14 protein-coding genes are annotated in these 17,589 nt (G+C 67.1%); 5 read left to right on the forward strand and 9 right to left on the reverse strand.

Annotation, left to right across the window (positions count from 1 at the left end):
- Positions 1-332: 332 nt before the first annotated feature.
- Positions 333-629, reverse strand: a complete 297-nt coding sequence (locus MZC64_RS46215) for a hypothetical protein (protein ID WP_247766027.1) — start codon at positions 627-629, stop codon at positions 333-335.
- Between the two features lie 425 nt (positions 630-1,054).
- On the opposite strand from MZC64_RS46215, the gene MZC64_RS46220 reads away from it, so the two are divergent.
- The 3 genes from MZC64_RS46220 (at position 1,055) to MZC64_RS46230 (ending at position 2,737) form a co-directional block, all read left to right on the forward strand.
- Positions 1,055-1,588, forward strand: coding sequence for a GntR family transcriptional regulator (locus MZC64_RS46220; RefSeq protein ID WP_247766028.1), 534 nt, complete (start codon positions 1,055-1,057; stop codon positions 1,586-1,588).
- Between the two features lie 30 nt (positions 1,589-1,618).
- Positions 1,619-2,338: a GntR family transcriptional regulator gene (locus tag MZC64_RS46225; RefSeq protein WP_247766029.1), complete on the forward strand. Its 720-nt coding sequence runs from the start codon at positions 1,619-1,621 to the stop codon at positions 2,336-2,338.
- Positions 2,339-2,434: 96 nt separating this feature from the next.
- Positions 2,435-2,737: a hypothetical protein gene (locus MZC64_RS46230; protein WP_247766030.1), complete on the forward strand. Its 303-nt coding sequence runs from the start codon at positions 2,435-2,437 to the stop codon at positions 2,735-2,737.
- Between the two features lie 68 nt (positions 2,738-2,805).
- Here MZC64_RS46230 and MZC64_RS46235 read toward each other — a convergent pair whose 3' ends face one another.
- Positions 2,806-3,210, reverse strand: a complete 405-nt coding sequence (locus tag MZC64_RS46235; protein WP_247766031.1) for a hypothetical protein — start codon at positions 3,208-3,210, stop codon at positions 2,806-2,808.
- Between the two features lie 702 nt (positions 3,211-3,912).
- Between MZC64_RS46235 and MZC64_RS46240 the strand changes: the two genes are divergently transcribed.
- On the forward strand, positions 3,913-4,596 hold the full coding sequence (locus MZC64_RS46240; RefSeq protein WP_247766032.1) for a hypothetical protein: 684 nt from the start codon (positions 3,913-3,915) through the stop codon (positions 4,594-4,596).
- A gap of 270 nt (positions 4,597-4,866) precedes the next feature.
- Here the strand turns inward: MZC64_RS46240 and MZC64_RS46245 are convergent, their stop codons facing one another.
- From MZC64_RS46245 to MZC64_RS46275, 7 genes are all read right to left on the reverse strand, one after another.
- A complete protein-coding gene (locus MZC64_RS46245) occupies positions 4,867-6,339 on the reverse strand; it encodes an ASCH domain-containing protein (RefSeq protein WP_247766033.1) in 1,473 nt (490 codons plus the stop codon).
- Positions 6,339-6,947, reverse strand: a complete 609-nt coding sequence (locus MZC64_RS46250) for an AAA family ATPase (protein ID WP_247766034.1) — start codon at positions 6,945-6,947, stop codon at positions 6,339-6,341. The genes MZC64_RS46245 and MZC64_RS46250 overlap by 1 nt, the downstream gene beginning before the upstream one ends.
- The gene (locus MZC64_RS46255; protein WP_247766035.1) at positions 6,944-7,819 is read right to left on the reverse strand and encodes a hypothetical protein; all 876 of its coding nucleotides are present in this window, start codon (positions 7,817-7,819) and stop codon (positions 6,944-6,946) included. The genes MZC64_RS46250 and MZC64_RS46255 overlap by 4 nt, the downstream gene beginning before the upstream one ends.
- A gap of 142 nt (positions 7,820-7,961) precedes the next feature.
- Positions 7,962-10,766 (reverse strand): RNaseH domain-containing protein, encoded by a 2,805-nt coding sequence (locus MZC64_RS46260; protein WP_247766036.1) that lies wholly within the window; start codon positions 10,764-10,766, stop codon positions 7,962-7,964.
- A 29-nt stretch (positions 10,767-10,795) separates the two neighbouring features.
- Complete coding sequence (locus tag MZC64_RS46265) at positions 10,796-14,119, reverse strand: hypothetical protein (RefSeq protein ID WP_247766037.1); 3,324 nt, start codon at positions 14,117-14,119, stop codon at positions 10,796-10,798.
- Entirely contained in the window at positions 14,116-15,360 is a 1,245-nt protein-coding gene (locus tag MZC64_RS49045) for a hypothetical protein (protein WP_247766038.1), read from the reverse strand. Before MZC64_RS49045 ends, MZC64_RS46265 begins: the two co-directional genes overlap by 4 nt.
- A 61-nt stretch (positions 15,361-15,421) precedes the next feature.
- The gene (locus tag MZC64_RS46275; RefSeq protein ID WP_308301144.1) at positions 15,422-16,780 is read right to left on the reverse strand and encodes a helix-turn-helix transcriptional regulator; all 1,359 of its coding nucleotides are present in this window, start codon (positions 16,778-16,780) and stop codon (positions 15,422-15,424) included.
- 158 nt (positions 16,781-16,938) lie between these two features.
- Here MZC64_RS46275 and MZC64_RS46280 point away from each other — a divergent pair, with 158 nt between their 5' ends.
- Positions 16,939-17,583: a GNAT family N-acetyltransferase gene (locus MZC64_RS46280; protein WP_247766040.1), complete on the forward strand. Its 645-nt coding sequence runs from the start codon at positions 16,939-16,941 to the stop codon at positions 17,581-17,583.
- Positions 17,584-17,589 lie beyond the last annotated feature (6 nt).

The raw sequence follows: 17,589 nt of genomic DNA on the forward strand, positions 1-17,589 counted from the left end.
GGCGCGCCGACTGGCCGGACGGGGCTGTCCGGTCGGTCTACCGGCTGTTCTGGGCCGGTGTCGGCAGCGGGGCGGCGGCGATTAGGTGGGTGTGGGCGGTAGTCCAGACCGAGCACGGGAAGGTTCGGGCGCGGAACCACCCGGAGCATTCAGGGCATCGGCCGCGCTGATCGGGTTGATGCGCGGACAGTAGCTCTCGCCAGCCTTCTGCCAGCCGGGGAATCTCGGTGTAGGCCAGCGCCGCCCGCGACGGGTCGTCGGCGTTGGTCGCCAGGTTCCGCAACAGGTCCAGGCGCCCGAGGACCGCTGTGCGCAGGAGGGCGGACAGGACCTCATCCATCGGCGTGGCCCTCGTCGAAGCCGGGCCGTGCGGCACCGGGCGTCCACAGCAGATGATGCAGGTCCGGCGGCACCAACTCGGCCAGCCGGAGACCGCCGGCGACCACCTGGCGGGCGGCGGCGTCAAACGGCGGGCACGGCCACGACTCGACCGAGCACAGGCGACAGCCCCAGTCCTGGCCGGGCGGAGGCAGGTGCGCGGCCACGAGGTCAAGAGCCTGGACGACCCGGCCTGCCACGCTGTCCACCACGACGCCCACGGCCACCGTCTCCCGCCACTGTTCGGACACGACGGCTAGACAAGCGAGGCAGCCGAGAGCTGGGTTTGCGGCAGACAGCTAGGTCCACTGCGCAGCTCGCGAACCAGTTCGTCGTGGGCGCCGGAGCGCTCCGCCGGCGAACGGAACGCGTTGTTGCCCGGCCTGTCCCCGACCGGGGTGCGCCGTGCCGGTGCCTCCCGTTGGGAAGCTGGCCAGCGGTGGGTTGTTGGCGAAGGCATCTCTGGACCTCTTCCTTCGTGTGAGCGCGGCGCCGCCAAGTAGGTACTGACGATCGCCGGGTCGACCGACATCACGACTCGACTGCCAGCAACCTTATCTGCCTACCGGCATGGTGACAAGGTTTAAGGTGAGGGGATCCGTAGCCGCGTGCCGCCTTGCGGCTAAGGTCAACTGGCGGGAATTGTGCCCACCGTCAACAGTGAGGAGCACCGGCGATGACCAGCCCTGTCTCATGGACGAGCGTGTCGATGCCCTACGTGCGTGGCACAGCGGGCGACCACTGGGCAACCGAGGCGGCAGAGCACGGCGGGGTGGGCACCCAGCAGCTGCTCGGCGTCGAGGAAGTGGCCGCCAACGACGCGGTGGCCAGCGCGCTGGGCCTGGCTCCGGGCGAACCCGTGATCGTGCGCAGGCGCCTCATGCTCGTCGACGGCCACCCTGTCGAACTGGTCGATTCCTATTACCCCGCGGACCTCGCCCGGGACACCAGACTGGCCGACCCCCGCAAGATCCCGGGTGGCGCGGTCGCCTTCCTGGCCGGCCTCGGGTATCCGCCTCGCCAGGTCCGGGAAGACGTGCGCGCGCGCCTGGCTACCCAGCAGGAACGGACCGCGCTGCAACTTCCCGACCCGGCCTGCGTGCTGGTGCTCTCGCGGACGCTCACCAGCGACCAGGACCGGGCGGTGGAGGCCAGCGTGATGACGATGGTGGCCGAGGGCAGACGGCTGCGCTACCAGCTCACGCCATGACCGCCCGGAGCCAGACACCAGGAGCAGGCCTTGCCTCCCGCACGTGACACGCGTCCCCCGTACCAGAAGATCGCTGCGGCGCTGCGTGATCTGATCATGCGCGGCGAGCTGAAACCGGGCGAGAAGTTGGCCTCCACCGTGGATTTCATCGAGAAGCACGGCGCGGGGTCCGGCACGATTCAGCGCGCGCAGGGGGTGTTGAAGGAGGAGGGGTTCCTGCACAGTCGCTCCGGTGCGGGCGTCTACGTGCGTGATCGGCAGCCTTTCGTCGTCGAGGCGGCCGCCTTCATCCCGACCGCCGATGGCCGCTTCCGCTACGACCTGGTCGCTGTGGAGACAGTCACCCCGCCCGCGGACATCGCCGAGGGGTTGCGGCTGGCGCCGGGTGTGACCGCGGTCCTGCGTCGCCGGGTCCTGCTGCACGACGGGCTTCCTGTTGAGTTGTCCGCCTCGTACTACCCCACGGAGATCGCGGCCGGCACCAGCCTGGTGAAGTCCGCGAAGATCCGCAGCGGCGCTCCGCAGGTGCTGGCGGATCTCGGGTTTCCGCAGCGGAGCTTCGTGGATCGCATTTCGGCACGACCACCGACCACGGAAGAAGTCGAGCTGCTGGATCTGCCGGAGGGAACGCCGGTGCTCCGGCAGTTGCGCGTCATCTACAGCGACAACGACCGGCCCGTCGAGGCCTCGGTCCTGATCAAGGGCGGCCACCGTTTCGAGCTGCAGTACCGCCAGACCATTTTGATCTAGCGAATGGTTCCTGGGCAACATCCATCATGGCAGCGATGTCGGGAACTGCATGGTGCGCAGGACATCGAAGGATTAACGAAGAAGGAATCGTCCACTGTGGAGAATTTGTTGCTGGTGCTAGTGCCCGGGTTCATCCTGGTGATGGTAGTCATCGGGTTTGCTGGCGCGGCCGAGGAACGTCGCGCGCGGCGCATGGACCGCCGACTGGTCGACCTAGAAGTGAAGATCAACGCTCTGCTGAGCCACCACGGAGTCCCCTTGCCCGAGCCTGAGTTCGATGCCGTGCGCACCCTGGCACTTCGCGGGCGCAAGGCCGCGGCGGTCCTGCTCTACCGCGCACAGACCGACGCGGACCCGAAGGAGGCGCTCTGGGAGGTCAATAGACTGTCGGCGCGGTGAGCCCCGGCTGTGTCGCCCAGCGGGTTCGGCTGCCCCAGGGGTTTGCCAAGCCCACGCCTCGAAAGCCACTACACGCCCGCAAACACCAGGCGTGTCAGGTTCTGCGTCATGGCCGCGATGCGGCCAGTGAGTTCGTTGCACCGCCGCACTGCTTGATCGACCTCAGCCCACCGCTGCTCCTCGTTGCTGGGACTGGGGATCAGGCGTTGCCGGGCCGCCAGCGTGAGCAGATGGTCGGTCTCCAGCGCGAGGTCGGCCAGCTCTAGGAACACACGCGCACGCGCGTCGTTGATCTCCACGGGCTGAGCAAGTACGCGGTGGGCGACCTCGCGGGCGAAGTCGCACTGGGCCAGCAGGTGGGCAAGTGACCGACCCCGCCGAGTGGAGACATCGGGCTCAGGCATGAAGAACTGGTACCGGCCCACCAGAGAGTTCAAGTGCCTTTCGGCGTTCTGCAGCATCGTCTTGGACATGGGGCAGTGTGCCGCGTTTCCTGGCGCCTGCTGTGCCCAACGACTCCTGGGACACCCGGAGGGGTGAACCTTCATCGACCGTTTGTAATTGGCTGAGTTCTTGCCTACGGACAGAACGCCGGAGGCCACCGGCGACGCCAACAGCACCTCGGGCAGCTACAGGGCAACGACCCAGGTCACTTCGTAACGGGAACACTCAAGCTCCAACAGGTCGGCGACAGCACAGCCAACTCGTTCACAGCGGCGGACCCGCACCAGTGGATCACGTTGGCCTGCAACAGCCACAGCAGGATCTCGCGTACTATGGGCGGTGGGGGGTCGTGCTGGCGATCAACAACGTGACGCGCGGCATCGAGGTGCAGAAGTACTGGAACGACGTCTGCGACAAGGTCTTCGCCCGCTTCCTCTCCGAGGAGTTCGCGTTGACTGTCTACAGCACCACCGGGACAATCAGGCCAGGCGGAAGGCCGCGAGGCGGGTTGTCTGACAGCCCCTACGTCGACACGATCGGGTGGCATGGGTGGTTGAGGGCGGTGGCGTCACCCTGGGACAGTCGCCCTCTCAGGCAGCGTGCGAGCAGAGAAAGGGCAGCTAGCTGACCTGCGGGTGACCCGGATTTTCCTGGAGCGCAACGACCGCAGGACGATAGCGAGCTGGTAACAACGGTCCGGGACAAGCCGGTGGGCCTGCTTGGATGGGCCGATGACGGTGGCGCAGAAGATCTTGGCCGAAGAGGATCCCTGGTACTTTTCAGGGTGGGCACTGGCTCTGGCGAGCATCGTGGTGGCGGTGTCGCTGGGCACCTGGGCGGTGTGGGCGGCATTCCGTTCAGCGCGGCCGCGGCGGATCCTGCACATCTCAGTGGATTCCGCGGTGCCGTTGGTAACCACCGCTCCGGGGCTGGAAGGACGTCAGATCCAGGTGATCCTGGATGGGCACACCTTGACCAGTCCCTACGTGGTGACGGTGGATGTCATCAGCCGCAGCGCCCTGGACATCGCGCCTGCGGCCTTCAGCGAGAAGCCGTTGGAACTGGAGTTCGGTGTGCCGCTGGTGGCGTTGCTCGACCAGCAATCCGAGGCGGGCCGTCCGGCCGTGCGGGCACCGCAGGTCGTGGTCCAGGGCAGCGCGCCGCACCTAGGTCCAGCTCTGATCACACAGCGGCATGCCCTGCGCTACACCGTGCTCTGCGACGGGAAACCCGTCTTCCAGCCGGTGGCGGAGATGATCGATGTTGCCATCCGTGAGCAGCCGCTGCGTCCGCCGGTCAACTGGACAGAGATCCTCATGAACGCGATCGAGATGACCTCCCTCGCTCTGCTGGGCGGCAGGCTGGCGAAAGTCGCCCTTCGACAGTCCTCTACGTGGCCGAAACAGCCGCAGTAGCGGTGACCTCGGCTGGAAGGTCGCCTCGAACGCCACGCCCAGCACCAAGTCCCAGGGCTGCCTGCCGAAGAACACGATCCGCTGATCGACTGGCTGACCGCAGCGACTGGGTAGGATCGCGGCGCGATCATTCAGCGGATGGCACTGGCCGGCGAGCAGCCGCCGCCGGAAGAACCGGAGCGGGCCTGATCGGGCTCTTCCGGCCCTGGACATGATGTGACCCCGCCAGACTCCGGCGGAGCCACGTTCAGCGAGCGCCTGGTGGTGGTGTCAGGCGGACCGGGGCGGGTCGACCAGTTCGATGCCGATCGCGACTACGCCAAGAGCCTCGCGCTCGGGCGGGTAGATCTGGCGGATATTGGCGAGCTGTTCGTCGCGGGTGGCGGTCGGGTTGACCGAGGCAACGGGCTCGTGATCGAACATCTCCTCGAAGCTGGGGTAGCGGCTGACCTTGGTGACGCGGGTCAGGACCTGATCGCCCTGGCAGTTGAACCGGATCAGCGACCCCACTCTGATGTTGCGGCGGCTGGAGTCGTTGACGCGGACCTCGGTGGTCTTGCGTCCAGTGACGATGAGGTCGAAATAGCGCTTGTAGATGCCCATCTCGTGGGCGCGGACGGCGGGTTCGGTGGGGCGAAGGATCATGAGTCGGCCGAGTTCCTTGACGGTGAACGAGCGGAAGAAGTGCTTGGGGTCGGTGAGCAGTTCGCCGACCAGCCACACCAGGGCATCGACGTAGTCATCGACCGACCCTGGCCAGGCCGTGGTGTCAAGCATCCACGGCTCGACGTCGGCGGGCAGCGCGCCGTGACCCTGTTCGCGCAGCAGGGACTTCGAGAGTTTCGCCCCAGTAGGGGCAAGCACCTGCGGCGTGAACACCCGGATCGGCATCTGCGCGGCCGGAGTGCCCAGAGCGCCGAGCGCGCCGTCGACGAGCTGACATCCGAACGTCCAGTCACCGCCCTTGAGCATCACGTGCAGCACGTCGGGGTCGCGACCGAAGGCGCGTTCCTTGACCAGGTTCCGGTACAGCGTGGCCAGGTCGAGATAGGGCGTGTCGTCCTCGGGGTCGATGTGCACCTCGTAGACGCCGTGATCCATGCACACCGCGGTGAACATGGCGCCGTCCTCGTCGAGGTGGGCGAGTTTGGTGCGGTCGGCGCGCTTCTCCGCCCATCCGCACTCCGAGCACGGCACCCGGACATGCACCACGCCGTGCGATGGGGCCATCCACCAACGGATGTCCTCCAACCGCTCCAGCGTGCGGAGAAATTCTGCCCGAAACCCCGGCGAGGCCTGCTGGTCGGTGTAGGTCTCCAGCACGTACTCGGTATCGGTCGCCTCGGACAACGACCGGAAGAACGCCTGGTAGTAGCCCTCGATCAGCTCACCGATCTTGTCCTTGCCCAGAGCGTGGAAGTACGTCTGCTGGTAAGCGTGATGGGTCTCGGGGTCCAGATCGACCGCGTACGGGGCGTTGTCCAGCGCGCCGAACCGCACGACGGTGTCGACGGAGAATTCCCGCCGCGCGATCTTAGCGAGCAGGAACGCCGCGGTCTGCACGAGGTTCGTGCCCAGGTGCGGAGCACCGTTGATCTGGGTGCCGACCACGAACTCGATCCGCTTGGGCCGGGCCGCGAGCACACGCGGGCGCAACAGATCGACCGAGCGCAGCAACGCGTTGGCCAGGATGCTGTTCGGCGAGACCAGCAGCGCCGATTTCTCGTTGCGGGACAACACCATCACACTCCCCGGCTGGGTTTGGGCAGGCGCAGGTTGGCACAGATGAAGTCCAGTCGCGCCGACGCCGCGTCAGCGGCGACGAACACCGGCTCGTAGCCTGCGTCGTAGTAGCCCTGCACGATCAGCTCGTGCACCCGGCGGATCTCGCGATCCTTGGCCCACACGATGTCGTCGGGGTCCTCGAAAGTGTCCAGCGGATCCAGCACGAACACCGTGTCGTAGCGGTACCGCGTCGTCGCTTCCTCAAGTTCGGCGGTCGGCTTGAGACCGAAGAAGCCCTCCCAGCCGTAACCGTCCGGAATGCCCCGGTTGTAGAAGCGGATCCCGTGGATGTGCGCGGTGTACTCGGCGACAAACGCCTCCAGTACCTCCAGGGAGTATTCCCGCCGATCCTCCTTGAGCAAGTGACGACCGAGGCGTTCGCGGTGCTTGCGGTAGATCTCGCGGCCGGGCTCGTCGACCATGCACGGGATCCCTGCGGCGTGCACCGCGGCGATCAGGTCGTCCTTGCCCGAGGACGGGCCGCCGGTGATGACGTAGCGGCGCGGGTCGCCGGTCGCGGCGGCCGCGAGTGCAGCAGACAGGTCAAGGTTGATGGTCACGGTCATCCGTCCTGCTCGTCAGAGCTCATGTCGGGGCTGGAATTGGGGAATGGTGGTGGGGCGAGGAAACCCTCGGTCCAGGCATTGCCCAGGCCGGTCTCGCCGTGCAGGAGCGCGACGAACTGCTCTCGACTGGCACCACCAGCGGCGGCCCCAGTCAGCCGGGCGGCCTGCGCGGCGGTCAGTACCGGGGTCCATCCGGCCAGCGCGATCAGCCCGTCCACGTCGAGATCGGGGGCGAAGGCGGTCGTGTAGCTGATCGCCTCGGCACGTGCGACGGCCCACCGCCACGCGGAGGTCACCGCGGCGCGGATGAGATCGGGGCGTTCTGCACGCAGGCTGATCAGCCGCTCGACGGCGAGCAGCTCGGCGCGGGCGGCATAGATCGCCGACCACAGCAGCGACAGCTGCTCCTCCTGCTCGGCGACCTCCCACGCGAACGGATCCGCGATCACCGGCTGCCGCCTGGCCACCGGAGCAAGCCTGGGCGCGATCAGTGGGGAGCGGGTGAACCGGTCGGCATCTGCCAGCAGCTCCCCGGCCAGTGCCTCGATCAGCTTGGGCTCGACCCGCTTGCGGAAATGATGCACCTCGTGGCCGGCTTGCGCTGCGGCGAGCTCGCGCCGCACAGTGAGGTTCTGACCAGTCGTGGCCGGGGGCAGGCCGAACAACGCGCGTGCCGCCGCCGCGTAACGGGCGTCGGGGAAGCGCGCGAGCAGGCCACGCAACGTGCCATCCAGAGCCGCTGTGCGGCTGGACTCGTCGGCGGGATCCACCGCTCGAGCGAGCACACCACGCAGATCCAGCAGGACCGGATCCACTGTCGCCAGGGTCACCGGCAGCCCGCGTCGCAGCAACTGTCCGACTGCGGCGACCACCTCATCCTCTGCTGGGCTTTTTGTGGGCATGCGTCGAGTGAAGCACGATGCCCACAAAAAGCCCAGTGTTCGGTTCGTGTCGCGCCGCAGATCCCTATCTGCGCTCCTCGGCCTGGCCTCTCCTGTCTTCAACCAGCATGTCCTAGGCTCCAGGTTCGGCGCTCAACTTCTCTTCCGGGGCGGTGGTACGCCGGTACTGCGGATGGTCGAGATCCATCTGCTTCGCCGCATGCAGCGGGACGGGAAAGCGAGCGCGGCCATCCCAGAACTGCGCCTGATGGCAAAGCTTGGCCGCGGCCACAGCGAGGGCTTCCGCGGACACGTCCTCGGCGCACGCTAGGGGATAGATCTCGTTGGCCGTCATGGAATACCAGTTCTGCGGCATCTCGCCTTTGCGTCGTTCCTCTTTTCGTTCAGAGGAGACCGAGGGCTTGGCGTCCCACCTCGTGTGCTTAGACCCCAACCGGTTTGCACCGTCCCCGTCGAAGGCGCGAGGTACGTTGCACAGGACCCAGAACGGGGTCCCGAAATCCGTGGTGACTTCGTAGAGCGTTGTCGCGGTCTCCTTCTCCTTGGGTTCGCCGCCCTTGCCATTGGCCTTGGCGACGTGAGTGGCGCCAACCGGTTGGAGCACCTCTTCGTCGTCGATGTTGACGCGGATGATGGCGCGAGGCCGTTCCTGGGGAACCAGGGTGCATCCAGGGAGCCAATAGCGGCACTTCTTGCTCTCGGGCGAGCCACCCAGGTGCGTGTTCTGCAGCCCGTCCCACATCCGCCGCGCCGACTGCGCGTCCACGGTGACCGCATAGGAAACGCCGTCCAACTCATCAGCCAGGTCGGCAAGTGCACGTTCTACCGTTTCGGCCGCATCATCCCAGCGTTGCCGGTAGGACTTCTTGTCGCCGGTGCCTTCGGGGTAGGCACCGGAGTGGAAAGCAGGCTGTGCGATGCGGTAGGGCAGCCATTCCGGTCGAACACAGCTCCAGCCGAGCATGGTCCACGTCTCGCCATCCTCCTGCGGGGGTACGAGGGCGGCCGCGGTGATGATCACCTTGGGCTGGCCGAACTCTCCCTTGCGCTTGTTCTGCTGTCGCACGTAGATGCCGACATGGGCGATGCGGTCGACCTGATAGCCCGCCTTCTCCGGCCGCAGAGCGTTGGCGATCCGATCGTCGATGATGCCCAGCGAGCGGTAGAGGTCCAGCAGAGCCATCTCGGCGGGGTGGTCCTTGGCCTTAGGTGTGATGACGCCCTTGTCGTCCTTGCCACGCAGGTACTGGGCGGGCACCCCGCGTTCCGCGAGGATCTTCTTGGTCTGCGGCTTGGCATCGAGGTCCTCAAGGCTTGCCCCGCTGCCGTCGCTGCTCTCGGCGGTAGTGGGAATCTCGGTTTCGCACCAGGCACCGACGAGTACCCCGTCCAGGGAGCGCAGTGACGCTCCGGTGCCGGCCAGCGCCGCGGTGCGGTTGCCGGCGGGGCCGGGCTTGAGGAAGTCCTCGGCGTGGTGGAACACCGCGGTGACGCGGTCGCCGTGCAGGCTGAACTCCGTGCCGTCGTGGGGGTCCAGACCCTGGGGATCGAGGTCGAAAGTCTTGCAGAAGGTGTCGAGCATCCGCAGGCGGGTTTCGTCCCGGTACCACAAGCAGGCGATACGCAGCTTCGTGAAACCGGCGGTCTCGACAGAGGCGACGATGGACTCCGGTGACGGGAACAGGCTGCCGCGTGCACGGATCGGGCCGAGCGTCTTCGGCTCCGGATGCCGGTCTCGTTCCTCCTTGCGGCGCTGATACTCCTGCTTGGAGATGTTCTCCGGGTCGGTGGGACGGCGCGGCATGCTCACCCGTACCTCACGAACCTCCAGCGGCGCCGCTGTATCGGCGAACACGCAGGTGAAGTGGCTGTGCAGGAGCCTGAGGTGGTGCATGCCGGTGCCGGTACCGATGGGGAATGAGTAGTTCTTGGGCAGGATCGGCCAGACCTGCCCGGGATGTTCGCGGGGGAAGCGGACCGCTTCCTTCTTCTCCCTCGCCTCGCCCAGCAGCCTCTGTTCCCGCTTCGACCGCTCGTCGATGGCGCGCAGGATGGAGTAGTCCATCTCCAGTCGGCCGAGGGCTTGCAGAGCCAAGCGGTTGATCGTGCGGGCACCCCCGCGGCCGTTGAGACTGACCTCCAGCAGGGGACGCCCTCGACCGGGCTGCTCCGCGAGAGCGGTCCTGGAGAAGACCAGCGAGGAAGAGATGCGGGTCACCCGGGAACTCAGCAGCAGCACGGGATTGGTGATGTTGGGGACAGTCTTGAGCCTCAGCGCGGTCCGGGACAGGGCATAGCGGCCGCCTTGTTCGTTCTGCCAGGGATCCTCGAACGCGACCAGGCCGCCCGTGGAGTCCGGCCGCAGCGTGATGGTCCTGTTCTCCGAGATCGACCAGGGACGGCAGGCCAGGCGCTGGGAGAGCTCCCAAGCGACCGTGCGGTACAGCCAGGTGGGGGCCGTGAGCTGGCTGGCGCGGGCGGGCTGGAGGTGCTCGGCCAGCAGGTACTTCTGCTCGGTTGTGCCGGCGATCCGCTTGGCCAGCTCAGGTGGTGTGGTGAGGTCGATCGTGCCGACGTCCTGCCCGAGCGCCAGGTGGTGGGTGAGAGTGAAGACGCGGCGCAGCAGTGTGCTCTCGATCGGGTTGAGCGAGGCGAGGAACGGGGCGCGGCGGTCCGGGTCGAAGTGCACGTAGCCGCCGCTGATCATGCTCAGGACAGTGGTGGCGATGGAGTAGGGGGCCTGGGCGTCGTCGTTGTTGAACTTCTTCCTGCACTGCTGGCTGAAGTCATCCCACAACTTCCAGGTCACTTCATCCAAGTGCCGCACGTGGACCACGGCGCTGCCGACCAGTTCGGGGCTGCACCGGAAGGCGAGGGTATTGAGGTACTTGCCGGGGGCGAGGTCGTGCTCGGTCACGTGTTCTCGTTCTCTCTCGGACTTGTCCGTCAGTTGCCCTGGTCTCCGAAAGCCGGGGATTCGATGCCGGCATAGGAGAGGAAGGCGTTGAGTGCCTCCCCGTACAGGTCGTTCATGTGTTGCCGTACCTCTGGGGGCCACAGTGAGTGGATGCGGCGCAGGACGGTCTCCAGATCGGCGCTCCAGGTGTCTTCGTGGAAGGCGTAGTCCACCATGTGCAGCACAGCATCCGTGCCGCCGCGGCGGGCACGACCGGCGAGCTGGATCAGATCCACGATCATGCCTGCGACGACTTCGTCCTGCAGCGACTTGTGCATCGCGGTGAACTGGGGGGCCGTGCGCAGCAGGAGCGCCAGCCGTTCCCAGGCCGCCGCACTGGCCTCGGCCAGGGCCTGGGACGGGAGGGATGTACCGCCTGGCGGCAAGGCGCGCAGACCGGCGGCGTTGATGCTGCCGTACATCTCGGCGGGATCATTGAGCAGCGCGAGCGGACGTACGCACAAGTACACCGACCGGACCGCCGAACGGGTGCCGATGACGATGTTGAGTCCGCGAGCGATCAGTGACAAGGGGACGACCAGGATCTTTCCGTGCCGCGGGAAGTCCTCGAACTCCTCGGCCGTCAGACGAACGGCGACGTTCTGCCTGGGCAAATCGGGATTGGCACTGTGCAGATCCTCGGCACGCACGGCCAGGCACAGCCCACCCTCGTAGCGACCGGCCTGGGCGATACCGCGGGCCAGCCACGCGCACTGTTGATAGGAGTTGGCAACGACCAGAACACGGCCCCGGTCATCTTTGCTGGCGCGGCTGAGCTCACGGTGGATGTGCTGGTCGTACAAGTTGCTGCCCAGCTCGATGAGCGCGTCTTTCTTGCGACTGGGGTGGGTTCCGGAGACCTTGATGGGCTCACCGAACAGGGGGTGGCCCTCGCCGTAGTCGATGCGGTGTTTCCTGGCCCGGATGGACTTGGCCTGAGCATCGGTCATCCACCACCGCACAGGGGAGTGCAGATGCTCGCGCACCGCCTCCGGGAAATAGGCGGTGGCGGAGAGCCCCATCACCGGCCGCTCCAGGCCTGCCAGGACAAGCGAGACGATGCCACCCAGTTCGGCAGTGAAGGTGTGCGGGTCTCCGCCGATGGTCTGGGCGACCAGCGCGGCGTTCCTCTCCTTGTCATCGAACCCGGTGACGCGGTAGCCGGTGATGGAGCGCCCCAGCATGCCCAGCGGCAAGACCGCGGAGACAGCGGTGGGCTGCAAGCCTTCCACGATCCGGTGGGCCGAACGCAGGCCCGAGGATCGGTAGTCGTGGGCCTTGCCCTGCAGGACTGCCAGCGCCTCATCCAGTTCGATCATGGCTGTCCGGGTGACCAGCAGGTTGATGGCCTGCGCGCGCCGGTGCGGCTCCTTGACACTGTCCTCCAGTAGGCGGTGCAGTTCGATCTTGACCTGGTCGAGCAGGTGCTCGCCGCGGGGGGCGACCAGCGCACTGAGCGCCTCCCGCACCTCCTGCCAGTCCGGCTCGAGCAGGCCGGCTTGTCCGCCGAGCGGATCCAGGCGCCTATACCGGGCGGGCATGAGGGCGTTGAGCTTCTGGAACAGCTCGACCGGAACGGAGGCCTCCTCCTCCCCGCACTCGGCCGGCCACAGCAGCCGCAGCAGCATGCGGTCGCGTCCACGGGCCAGGTGCCAGCGGGTGCTGGTCTGGTCCGGCACGCGCGTCTGCGCCCGGTCGTCCTCCATCACGTGCAGGCTCAGGGCGTTCTTGCAGATGCTCAGCAGCAGGAATTCGGCCATGAGCCGGACATGGCTGACCGCGGGCAGGAGGTTGTGCTCGTCATCCAGGGGCAGCCGCTTGGCGTCGCTATCAATCTCCTGCGGCGTGGCCGACCAGTGCCGGCGGGAGTGCAGCACGATCTCGCTGGCGCACTTGTCCACCGCCCGGGACTGGAATTGGTCGACCTCGTCGACCAGGACCGCGTGACAGGTCCGCAGCGCGAACTCCGCGGCGGTCATACCGCGCACGGCACGGCCGTCGAGGTTGACCCCGATGCGCAGGTTGCCCTGCATGAACACGTAGTGGTTCATGATGACGACGTTGGCCTCGGCCGACTCATACACGGGGGTGTACTTCCCGCAGGTGGGGATCCAGGGGCAGGCTGCGCTCCCCACGCCCTGGCGGTGCAGCGACAGGCAAGGTTCGCGGCCCGGCGGATAGTCACCGGTGGCGTCGAGGAAGGTCTTGAGGGCACATCCGTAGGCCAGGGGGTCCACGTCGCGTTCGGCTCGCTCGCCCCACTCCCCGTGCTCCTCCGGATCTTCCTTGATCAAGGAGGCGAGCTTGACCGCCCGCTCGTGCATACCCGAGGAGGACATCAGATGCGCACAGGTGGCCTTGTGCTCGATGACCCCGCTGCGGTGCAGATGGGCCAGATCTTCACGCACGTTCCACGTCAGGGCCAGACATGCCTTGATGTCAGGCAGGACGATCGCCACGCGCAAGTCGCGCGCGGCGAACCACGCGGCCATGACACGGACCAGCACGCTCTTGCCAGTGCCGGTGGGCGCGTTGAAAATTTCCATGCCCCCGGCGGTCAGCGTCAGCGCCTCCGCCGGTGACACGGTGTCGGTGGTGTTCAGCACGGTGAACAGCTGCGCGAGGACGCGGCACAGGTAGCGCTTGTCCTCCGGGTAGCGCGAGTCGATCTTCTCCGCGAGGTCGAGCAGTTCCGGCGTGGGGATGCGCACCTCCGCCAGATGCGGCACGGACGAGACGCAGGGCAGACGGTCGTGGCCGAAGGCCTCGGTGAACTGCGGATAGGCCGGGATCCGCACCTGTCCGTGAACCTCTCCGACGTCCTTGACGAAGATCTCCCCGGTCTTCCACGTACCCGGGCCGGCGAACTCCGCAGGCTTGGTGCGCGCGCTCGGACGCCGGAACCGCGCGGTCAGCCGGTCGACGTAGCCGAGCGGGTCGCCCCCGAGCCTGGGGAGCGCGGCACCGGCGGTGAACGGGTTGTCGCCCGGCAACTCGAAAGGCGCCATGATCGAGGAGTCACCTGGCTCCTCAGAGTTCAGCCGTGCCAGCAGGGAGCGGGCCGCCACCGAGAATTTCGCGACATCGGCGAGTTCCCCGGGAGCGATGGAGCAGACCAGGGCGATCCGCTGCTTCTCCTCGTGGGGCAGCCGGCTCCAGCGGTCCCACGCCCGGTACTTCCCGGAGAGCAGGAAAGCGGCTTCGGTGAACGGCGCGGCGCCGCGGGAATCTCCCTCGACGGCCTGGGGGAAGTAGTGGGTCGCAAGGGCCAACGCGGCATAGACCGCGGTCTGTTCGATCGGCAGGTCACTCACGCCCAGCTCACCCCAGCCTTCGCACAGACCATCTCGCCGAACTCCGACGCGGTGGCTACCTGCATGTCGTACTTCGCGCACACTCCCGACAGCAGTGGCACATGCCGGCCGTGATAGTCAGGCAGCACGAGCCAGTCCGCTCCGCCCCGATCGCCTTCCTGGGCGTGGATGAGCTCAGCCAACGTCATCGCCGAGGTGTAGTCCTTGATGTCGACCTTGAACGAGGTCTTCCTACCCCGTTTCGAGCCCACCTCGACCAGCAGGTCGAAGGCGTCCAGACCCGGCCACAGGCTGACCTCCAGCCCCCGTGCGGCCAGCTGGTCGTGCAGCGCCAGCTCTGGCAGACCAGGAATGGTCGTGTAACGCCAGATCCCCCGCGTGAGAGACCTATGCCCTTCGGCGGGCAGCGCCGGTGGCACCTCGCCGAGATCCGGGTACAGCACCGCCTCACGTCCGCCAGGCCGCGGTGGCGCGGGCTCGGGCAGCAACTGCGGTGCGCCGGCGCTCGTGGGCAGACCGAACAGGTAGGAGGCCCCCATCTCCGCGTGGGGCGCGTGCCAGCACCGCGCCGCACCCACGGTGGTTCCCGCGTTGCGCCGGACGGTAATCCGCATAGGCCACCGGCAGATCGGGCAGGCAAACCACCAGCCTCGATAGGCCGAGTCGTAGGGGATTTCCCTATAGAAGTCCGCGACCAGCGGCGGCAGCCGCAGATCGGCCAATTCATGCACAGAACCCGCGGGAGAGCGGATCAGATCCCTGCGACCGGCCTCGTACACGGCCTGCTCGCCATATTTGCGCAACAGCGTGAAGACCGTTTCCTGGTCGAGTTCGGACTGGAATTCCCGGTCGCTGACCACGGCCGCGGTCTTTCCGGTCTTGTGCAGCAACCGCAGCAGCATCTCCTGCTCGAAGTCCAGGTCGAGGGCACCCTCGCTCACCCGCCCGTCCTGGTCGACGAGACGAGTGCCTTCCAGGTCCAGTGGCGTGACACCATCAGGCAGCAGAATGCCCAGGTCACCCCTGAGCGCGCGTCGGAACTCACCGAAGGATAGCGGGCTGCCCGGACCGCGCGCCGCCTGCATCATGCCGTGGCACTCCATCAAGGTTTCCAGGCGCTTCTCGGGTTTCACCTCCGGTGCGGTCATCGCCTTCGCCGCACGCAGAGCGGCCCGGGTCACCAGATATCGGACCCGGACATCATCGAGCGCCTGCGCGCCATCATCCGTGGAGCTCGTCACGGGCCGGGAGCATAGAGGGCCCCACTGACAAAACCCGTGACCGCACAATAGAGACCCGTCTCTACGGTTGTTCCTCCGCGATGCCGTCCAGCCCAGCGGTCTCAATATGTGAATAAAGCTCGCGATAAATATCGAGATACTCCGCGACATGACGTCGGCCCAGCCGCGTCAGGCGCCACCGGTACTCGGCGACATGCGTCCCGCAGGGCGCCATGAGAGGCACCGAGTCCACCAGGCCACGACTCGGCCGCCCTCCGGCCTTGCCGCGGTAGCCCACACCGATGAAGAACAGCGAGCGGCCAGCCAGCCGATCATCCTCCAGCCCGGCAGGCCCGGCAGCGGCGACGCGCACCACGACCCCCCAGAGCCACTCAGAGAGCAGGTGTGCCGCCGGACCCGGATCACGCGGTTCCCCCAGCCCCGCTCGGGCGGCGGCCCGCCCACGGCGCGTGATCTCGACCAGTACCCGTCCGACCGTACCCACAGCGGTGTGCTCGACCGAGTCCTCGGAGACCGCCACCAGGCCCCGCCGCTCCAATGCGTGCACCGTCGACCCGGCACCGGGGTCGTGCACACCGCGCCGCCGCAACCGCTCCTGCAGCCGGGTGTACCCGACTGCTGACGGCGCGGCGTGCACCGCCAACGGCAACCTCCGCCACTGCGCCGCCTTCTGTACGGTCAGTCGCTGAACCCGGCGCATCCACATCTCGGTCGCCATCATGCGGTCCTCCCGCATGATCTCACCAAGGTAGGTCCGTTGACGTTCGTTCAACGCCTCCCAGGTTGCCAACGCCCGACCAGATGCCTCCGGCCTCCGCGGTGCCGCCAGAATCGGGACCTGTTCGCCAGGGCGGGTACGCATCCACGCATCCATGATCATCCGTACCGGGACCCGGTACGCCTTGGCCAGCGGATCAACAAGCCGCCCCGTCACCTCAGGGTCCTGCCAGTGCCGTCCACGGACCACCCGCCCGTTCTCCAGCGCGGAGACCTTGGACGCGGACACGCACAGCTCGCGCCCCGCCAGCGATGTTCGCAGCAACTCCGCAACCCGCTCCAGGGTGAGCCCTGCCGCATACCTCAAATCGACGAGCGTCTCCTGCCCCCGGGCGGCACCCGTGAGCGCATCCACTCCACAGTCCAGCGCCGTAGCCAACCGCTCCAGGCGTGATGGCGTGGGCGTATGCCTGCCCTCCTCGTAGAAAAAGATCATCCTGGACGAGACGCCGACTCTCACAGCCAACGCCTCGCGGGTAAGCCCCAGTTCGACCCGTCGCGCCACGAGCCGCGACGGGTCGACCCCACACAAGGGAAGAGGCATACCTCCATACAAGACGAATGAAGACTTCATCACAACAACAGCACCCGAAGATCGTGTCCGGCGTGTGTTGTGGCGCCGTGGTGATGATTGCTTTGACATGTCGGCGAAGAGGCTCCGAGGGTCTCTCGACGCGCTGTGGCCGGAACCCTTCCAGCACGGGGTGTCCCGCCGTGAGAGGTCGGGATGCCACGATGAGTAGCGAGCAGCAGAGCGGACGACGGCGCCCGCGGCGCCCGACTAACGACCGGAGTCTGGACGTGATCACACCAGCCGAGCCCAACCGCCCGCCCCTCAACACAGCCGCAGGCGAGCATGCCTGTGAGGTGCTGGTGCGGCTGGTACACCAGGGTGAAGGGGCTGCAGTGGTGGCGCTGGCGGCCGGGGCCGGAGCGCTCGAGGTCGTTGATGGCGGCCCGTTGCAGGAGGCCCTGGACCGGTTCGGGGGTCGGCTTCAGATCACCGAGGTCGCTGGAGGCACCGGCTGGTGTCTAGGCGCCGAGGTGTGCGGCCGCCTCGTCGGCCTGCTCTATGCCTGTTCACCGGTCGATTTCATCCGGGAGTTCCCCGTGCAGCACCACCAGGTTCTGACGGAAACCCTCATTGAGATTGAGATCCTCGCGGTCGAAGAGGCCTTCCGCGGCACCGGTGTGGGAACGGCGCTGTTGCAGTACGCCACGAAGTTCTTCGGCGGAGGTGGGCTACGCCTGGCGCTGGCAAAGATCGACGCCAGGGATCAGGCGATCCACCGGTTCTACCGCCGCGCCGGCTTCACAGTGGTCGCCCCTGGCGGTAGCTGTGTGATCAACACCCCGGACGGGCGGGCGGGCATCACCGCCGGGCCTGCCGACGGGCCCTGGCGACTGGCGATCACCACGCTCGGCAACTCGATCGGCCGCCAGTAGTCCGGC

The organism is Crossiella sp. S99.2 (assembly GCF_023094165.1).
In the GTDB taxonomy this organism is placed as follows: domain Bacteria; phylum Actinomycetota; class Actinomycetes; order Mycobacteriales; family Pseudonocardiaceae; genus Crossiella.

Coding starts and splice junctions, on each gene's coding strand:
- MZC64_RS46220 (WP_247766028.1), top strand. CDS start 1,055: ATGACCAGCCCTGTCTCATGGACGAGCGTGTCGATGCCCTACGTGCGT.
- MZC64_RS46235 (WP_247766031.1), bottom strand. CDS start 3,210: ATGTCCAAGACGATGCTGCAGAACGCCGAAAGGCACTTGAACTCTCTG.
- MZC64_RS46240 (WP_247766032.1), top strand. CDS start 3,913: ATGACGGTGGCGCAGAAGATCTTGGCCGAAGAGGATCCCTGGTACTTT.
- MZC64_RS46245 (WP_247766033.1), bottom strand. CDS start 6,339: ATGGTGTTGTCCCGCAACGAGAAATCGGCGCTGCTGGTCTCGCCGAAC.
- MZC64_RS46250 (WP_247766034.1), bottom strand. CDS start 6,947: ATGACCGTGACCATCAACCTTGACCTGTCTGCTGCACTCGCGGCCGCC.
- MZC64_RS46275 (WP_308301144.1), bottom strand. CDS start 16,780: ATGTCAAAGCAATCATCACCACGGCGCCACAACACACGCCGGACACGA.